We start from the raw sequence: 6,974 nt of genomic DNA, 5'->3' as shown, positions 1-6,974 counted from the left end.
TTTAGAATGGCTTAAAATGATATATGCACATATTAATGCACTTGAACTTGCTTTAATAAAAAACATTAAGCCTTTAGAAGAAGAGTTATATAAAAGGGGACTTGAAAAATGGATGAAAATATCCTAGTAACTGGTGCGGATGGATTTATAGGCTCTCATCTTTGTGAAAGTTTAGTTTTAAAAGGTTTTAAAGTTAAGGCTTTAGTGCAATATAATTCTTTTAACTCCTATGGACATTTAGAAAAAAGTCCTTATCTTAAAGAAATGGAGATTATAAGCGGAGATTTAAGAGATAGTTTTTTTTGTGAAAAATTGGTTCAAGATGTTAATATTATTTTTCACTTAGGTGCTTTAATCGCTATTCCTTATTCTTATATGGCTCCTAAAAGTTATGTTGATACCAATATAGGGGGTACTTTAAATCTTTTAGAAGCAGCAAAAAAAAGTGATATTAAACTTTTTATTCATACTTCAACAAGTGAAGTATATGGAAGTGCCCTTTATGTTCCTATTGATGAAAAGCATCCTTTACAACCTCAAAGTCCTTATTCAGCAAGCAAGATCGCAGCTGATATGATGGCTCTTAGTTATTATCATTCTTTTAATCTTCCACTTATCATTGCAAGACCTTTTAATACTTATGGTCCAAGACAAAGTGCAAGAGCTATTATTCCTACAATTATTACGCAAATTTTAAATAAAGAAAAAGAATTAAAATTAGGAGATCTTACACCTACAAGGGATTTAAATTTTGTTTTAGATACTTGCGAAGGTTTTATTTCTTTGCTTAAATTAAAAAATTATGGAGAAGTTTTTAATATAGGAAGTTCTAAAGAGTATTCTATGCAAGAAGTTGTTATGCTTATTAAAAAGCTCTTAAATTCAGATATAAAGATTATTCAAGATAAGCAAAGACTGCGTCCTAAAAACAGCGAAGTATTAAGACTTTGTTGCGATAGCTCCAAACTTTTTAATGCAACGGGTTGGAAAAGTAAAACAAGTTTAGAAGAAGGGCTTCAAAAAAGTATCGATTATTTTAAAGAAAATTTAAGTTCTTATAAAAGTAATATTTACAATGTTTGAAAAAGAAATTAATTTTATTAAAGAACTTTTTTCTCATAAAAAAGAAATTGCTCTTCATGAACCTTGTTTTATAGGTAATGAGAAAAAATATCTTGAACATTGTATCGATACAGGCTTTGTTTCAAGCGTGGGAGAATTTGTTCATAAATTTGAAAATAAAATTAAGCAAATTACAAATTCTCCTTTTGTTGTCGCAACAAATTCTGGAACTTCAGCTTTACATTTAGCACTTTTAGCTTATGATATCAATGAAGATAATGAAGTAATTACTCAAGCTATTAGTTTTGTGGCAACAGCTAATGCTATTGCTTACACTGGCGCAAAACCTATTTTTTTAGATGTAGATAAAGAAAGCTTAAGTCTTGATCCTAAAGCTTTGGAAAATTTCTTAAAAGAAAATACCTATCAAAAAGAACAAAAAACTTTTAATAAAAAAACACACAAGCACATAAAAACTTGTGTGATAATGCATACTTTTGGCTTGGCTGCAAAACTTAAAGAGCTTATAAAGATTTGCCAAAATTATCATTTAATTCTTATTGAAGATAGTGCAGAGGCACTAGGAAGCACTTATAATAATAAAGCTTTGGGAACTTTAGGAGCTTGTGGAATTTTAAGTTTTAATGGCAATAAAATTGTAACAGGAGGATGCGGGGGAGCTGTTTTATGTAATGATGACGATATTGCAAAAAAAATTAAACATTTAAGCACCACTGCTAAAATCAATCATCCTTATGAATATGAGCACGATTTAATAGCTTACAATTATAGACTTTGCAATATTAATGCAGCTTTGCTTCTTGCACAGCTTGAAAATTTGGAGTTTTTTTTAAAAAATAAAAGAGAATTAACTATGCTATATAAAAACTTTTTTAAAAATAATGAATTTTTAACTTTTGTAGATGAGATTTCAAATTCAAAAAGTAATTTTTGGCTTAATGCGCTAATTTTTAAAGATGAAAATTTAAGAAATATTTTTATTAAAGAATGTTTTGAAAATAATATTTTTGTACGTCCTGTATGGAAAAGTTTAGCTTCTTTAAAAATGTATAAAAATTGCCAAAATGATGGATTAGCTTATACTAAAATTTTAGAAAAAACTTTAGTTAATCTTCCAAGCAGTGTAAGATTATAATAAAACGCAAAAAATGCGTTTTATTATTTTAAAATTTATATAAAGCTTCAAGGCGAACAGTGTTTTTTTCTCCTTCATCATGTAAAGCTTTTACTTTAGCATAAGAATACCAAGTTCTAAAGGTAAGTTTAGGAGAATATTTATAATCTATTCTTGCAACAGATTCAAGTTTTTTTCCTGCTCTTCCAGCTACAGCTGAAAGATCGCTTGATTTAGTTCCACCATAAACAAAATCTGCACCTAAGCGCAATACTTCATTAAAGGTATATCCAGCACTTGCAAAAGCAAAAAGATTTTCACCAACATCTCCATTAAGTTTAGAGCCATCAGAATAAAAAATTTCTTCACCTGCTAGAAGAGATTTAAGATTTCCTTGATCTTCTATAACTACCATATTAACGCCATTTTTATCCCCATAATAAACTCCACCTAAACTTGCATCAATGCTATTGATTGCGATTGTTCCTTTTAGGGCAAAAAAGTTACTATTTTTAAAGCCTAGATCTTTTAAGCTACTTTCAATAACTTTATTTCCAAGATATGCTCCTTGTAAATTCCAATTAATATCATTAAGAATATCTACATTATAGTTAAATTTAAAAGCATAAAATAAAAAAGAATTATTTAAATAAGAAAGCCAAAGTTCTGGGTTAAAATTTCCACTTAATAAATTATAATTTCCAAGTATAGCTCCACCATAAAAATTTTCATTATAAGTTTTTTCATCTAGAATATATTCAGCATTGCCATAAAAGTCATTAGGTTGTTCATCTATCCCAAAACTATCAATAGCAAAGGCTAAAAAATTTAAATGATCGAAACTATTGTTTGTAATTTTAATTCCTGTTCCAACTAAACCATCTATACTATTATCAGTCCAAATAGTATTTAATTGTTGTTTACCTAAAATAATATTTGTGTTAAAATCATCAATTGCATAAGTTAGGTAAAGCTGACGTACAGAAAATCCTGTTTGAGTATCGCTAACATTAGGATTATAATTAGGATTTACTGCACCACTTGGCAATGTTGGATTTCCATCGTAAGCACCATGTCCACCATCTTTAGCGCTATAATTAAATTGTATAAAAAGCTTAAAATTATCAGCTATAGCACCACTAAAATTGATTTGTGCTTTATAATTGTGCATTTGTTTATCTTTAATATAGCCTGCACCAACACTATCTAAAAAACCACGACTTGAAGTATTATCGAAATTTCCGCTTGCACTATCATAACGATATCTTAAAGCCCCAGAAACATCTATATCCTTAATTGCTTCTTCTAAAGGGGTGGCATTAATATTTAAATAAGAAAAAGCTAATAAAGCCGTTGCTGGATATAATATTGATTTTAATTTCATTGAAAAATCCTTTTTATAGTTTGAAGTTATTTATTATATTTAAGAAAATCTAAAGTAAAGCTTTATTTATAAAATACAGAATAAATGTTAGAATATTATTTTAAATAATTTTTTAAGGTTTATATGAATTTATATTCTACTTCTAGGAAACTAATTAAAAATGTTAAAAATTTTTATAAAATTAAATTATATTCTTTTTTTAATGTAAAAGATAATAGTATTTTTTTAGGCTGGGGACGTAAAAAATCTGGTTTAAGGGCTATTTCTTTAGCTAAAAAACATAAAGGTTCATTTTTGCTTTTAGAAGATGGTTTTATAAGATCTTTAAATTTAAGTCTTTATAATTCTCCAAGTTTTAGTGTAGTAGAAGATGATATAGGAATTTATTATGATAGTAATAAAGCTTCAAGACTTGAAAATTTATTAAATAATCATACTTTTGATTCTTTATTGTTGCAAAAAGCCAAAAAAGCTATAGATTTAATCAAAAAATATGAAATCACAAAATACAATAATACCCTTGATATTCCTGATAATTTTTTTAAAAAATACGAAAAGCGTATTTTAGTTATCACTCAAGTTGATCAAGATGCTTCTTTAAAATATGGCCAAGCATTAAGATTTAGTACAAATGAGATAATACAAGATGCTATCAATGAAAATAAAGATGCTAGAATTTATATCAAAATCCACCCTGATGTTTTAAGCGGTAAAAGAAAAAGTGATTTTGACTTAAATCTTTTGCCAGAAAATTGTGAGCTTATTAGTGAAAATTATAATCCTATTGCTTTATTGAAATATTTTTCTAAAGTTTATACTAAAACTTCTACCATGGGTTTTGAAGCTTTAATGGTTGGTTGTAAATGTGTATGTTATGGTTTACCTTTTTATGCAGGATGGGGACTAACTATAGATAAATTAGTATGTCAAAGAAGAAAAACAAAAAGGAGTTTAGAGGAAGTTTTTGCTGCAAGTTATATGCTTTATGCGCGTTATTTTAACCCTTATTTAAATCAAAAAAGTGATATTTTTGATACTATTTATACCTTAAATCGTTATAAAAATATAGAAAAAATAAATTCAAAGCGTCTTTTTTTTCTAGGTTTTACTTTATGGAAAAGAAGATTTATCAAACCTTTTTTTAAAGCACAAACCAATAAAATCATTTTTGTTAATTCTATTGAGTCTTTATTTAAATTTAATATTACCAAAGACGATAAATTTTTTATTTGGGGTTATAAATTTAAAAAAGAAGAATTAATGAGGTATTTTAAAGAAAATCCAATTTATTTTGTTGAAGATGGTTTTATAAGATCTATTTCTTTAGGATCTGATCTTACAAGAGCTTTTTCTTTGGTTGTTGATTCTAAAGCTTTTTATGTAGATCCAAGTAAAGAAAGCGATCTTGAAAATATTCTACAAAATTATAAATTTGATGAAAATTTAATACAAAGGGCTAGAAATTTAATTGAAAAATTAAAAATAAATAAAATTTCAAAATATAATGGTCTAAAACATCAAAAACTTTCTTTAAAAGCAAGAGAAAATCAAAAAATTATTTTAATTCCTGCTCAAGTAGAAGATGATGTTTCTATGGTTTTGGGAGGAATGGGCTTTACTACACAAGATTTAATTAAAGAAGTGCGTTCTAAAAATCCTAAAGCTTATATAATTTTTAAACCTCATCCTGATGTTTTAAGTGGAAATCGCAAAGGTTTAAAAGATGAAAAAATTATTCTAGAATTTTGTGATGAGATAATAAAAAATGTGAGTATAGATAGTGCAATCAATGTAAGCGATGAAATTCATACTATTACTTCAACTTCTGGCTTTGATGCACTTTTAAGAGGTAAGAAAGTTTTTACTTATGGCTTACCTTTTTATGCAGGATGGGGACTTACGCAAGATAAATATAATATAGCAAGAAGAACAAGAAAGTTAAGTATCGAAGAGCTTGTAGCGGCAACTTTAATACTATATCCAAGGTATATAAATCCTTTAAATAAGCATTTATGTGAAATTGAAGTTACTTTAGATATAATGCAAAAAATGCAAAATATTTATTTTTCAAAATATTGGATTAAATTAAGTATAGATACTAGAAATTTTATTATAAGAAAAATAAGAAGAATTTTTGAAAAGATAGTATAACTGGGGGGGGGGATTCCCTATTTTTATGAATTTTAGCAAGAAGATTAAAAAAGAATTTAGTAATAAAAATATTGTTCTTTTGCAAGGTCCTGTTGGGAGTTTTTTTAAACGTTTATCTTACGAATTAAAAAAAAATAATACTCAAGTGAGTAAAATTAATTTTAATGGCGGAGATTTCTTTTTTTATCCTAAAGGTTTTATTTATAAAAATAGCAAAGAGCAATTAGAAAATTTTTATAAAGATTTTTTTATTCAAAAAAAAATTCAAGCTATTATTATGTATAATGATTGTAGATTTATACATCAAGTAGCAATTAAAGTTGCTAAAGAGATGAAAATTAAAATTTGGGTCTTTGAGGAAGGATATATAAGACCTAATTTTATAACGTTTGAAGAAAATGGAGTTAATGCAAACTCAAGCACTCCAAGAGATAAAAATTTTTATCTTTATTATAATGCTAAAAAAGAAAAAAGTTTTGCTTTGAGTTCTACTTTTAAATCAATGGCATTTCAATCTTTTTTGTATTGGTTTTTTGCTTTCATTTTAGCCCCATTTTTTAATAATAAACTTCATCATCGATCTTTGAGTCCTTTTGAAATGTTTGCTTGGTTTTTGTCTTTAGGAAGAAAATTACTTTATAAAATAACCGAAAAAAAACTTAATAAAAAAATTTATAATCTTGATAAAAAATATTTTTTAGCCATACTTCAAGTATATAATGATACACAAATTATTCATCATTATAAAAAAAATATTGAGGAATTTATAGAAGAAAGTATTATTTCTTTTGCTGAACATGCAAGAGCTAAGCATTATCTTATTTTTAAGCATCATCCCATGGATAGAGGATATAAAAACTATTCCTTTCTTATTAAAACTTTAAGTCAAAAATATCATGTTGAAGGACGCGTTTTATACACACACGATGCTTATTTACCAACTCTTTTAAAACAAGCTTTAGGTTGTATTACTATTAATTCTAGTGTTGGAATTTCTGCTTTAATGTATAGATGCCCTCTGAAAGTTTGTGGAAATGCTTTTTATAATATTGATGGTTTGGCTTATCCAAAAAAACTTCGATTTTTTTGGAGGGAGGCACACGCTTATAAACCAAATTTAAAACTTTTAGGAAATTTTAGAGCTTATTTAATTGAAAAAAATCAAATAAATGGTAGTTTTTATAAAAATTCTTTTTTATTTACCAATAAGGAATAAAATATTTATTTCTAATATTTTAAAAA

The 6,974-nt window shown here is 26.4% G+C and carries 6 protein-coding genes; 5 read left to right on the top strand and 1 reads right to left on the bottom strand.

Going from position 1 to position 6,974, the window contains the following annotated elements; all coding sequences use genetic code 11:
- The 3 genes from GQV94_RS07970 to GQV94_RS06875 all read left to right on the top strand — a co-directional run.
- Positions 1-127: hypothetical protein (locus GQV94_RS07970; protein ID WP_442778708.1), on the top strand; the 127-nt coding region annotated here is incomplete at its 5' end.
- Positions 109-1,083, top strand: a complete 975-nt coding sequence (locus GQV94_RS06880) for a GDP-mannose 4,6-dehydratase (RefSeq protein WP_200170320.1) — start codon at positions 109-111, stop codon at positions 1,081-1,083. The genes GQV94_RS07970 and GQV94_RS06880, both read left to right, overlap by 19 nt.
- Complete coding sequence (locus GQV94_RS06875) at positions 1,076-2,218, top strand: LegC family aminotransferase (RefSeq protein WP_200170319.1); 1,143 nt, start codon at positions 1,076-1,078, stop codon at positions 2,216-2,218. The genes GQV94_RS06880 and GQV94_RS06875 overlap by 8 nt, the downstream gene beginning before the upstream one ends.
- 28 nt (positions 2,219-2,246) lie before the next feature.
- Here GQV94_RS06875 and GQV94_RS06870 read toward each other — a convergent pair whose 3' ends face one another.
- The gene (locus GQV94_RS06870) at positions 2,247-3,581 is read right to left on the bottom strand and encodes a major outer membrane protein (protein WP_200170318.1); all 1,335 of its coding nucleotides are present in this window, start codon (positions 3,579-3,581) and stop codon (positions 2,247-2,249) included.
- 123 nt (positions 3,582-3,704) lie between these two features.
- Here GQV94_RS06870 and GQV94_RS06865 point away from each other — a divergent pair, with 123 nt between their 5' ends.
- Both GQV94_RS06865 and kpsS read left to right on the top strand, forming a co-directional pair.
- Positions 3,705-5,732 (top strand): capsular polysaccharide biosynthesis protein, encoded by a 2,028-nt coding sequence (locus tag GQV94_RS06865; RefSeq protein WP_200170317.1) that lies wholly within the window; start codon positions 3,705-3,707, stop codon positions 5,730-5,732.
- 25 nt (positions 5,733-5,757) lie between these two features.
- Complete coding sequence (gene kpsS / locus GQV94_RS06860; RefSeq protein ID WP_200170316.1) at positions 5,758-6,948, top strand: capsule polysaccharide modification protein KpsS; 1,191 nt, start codon at positions 5,758-5,760, stop codon at positions 6,946-6,948.
- The last annotated feature ends 26 nt before the right edge of the window (positions 6,949-6,974 follow it).

The organism is Campylobacter sp. TTU_617 (assembly GCF_016599045.1).
Classification (GTDB): Bacteria; Campylobacterota; Campylobacteria; order Campylobacterales; family Campylobacteraceae; genus Campylobacter_D.
This window is presented reverse-complemented; position numbering and strand designations above follow the sequence as displayed.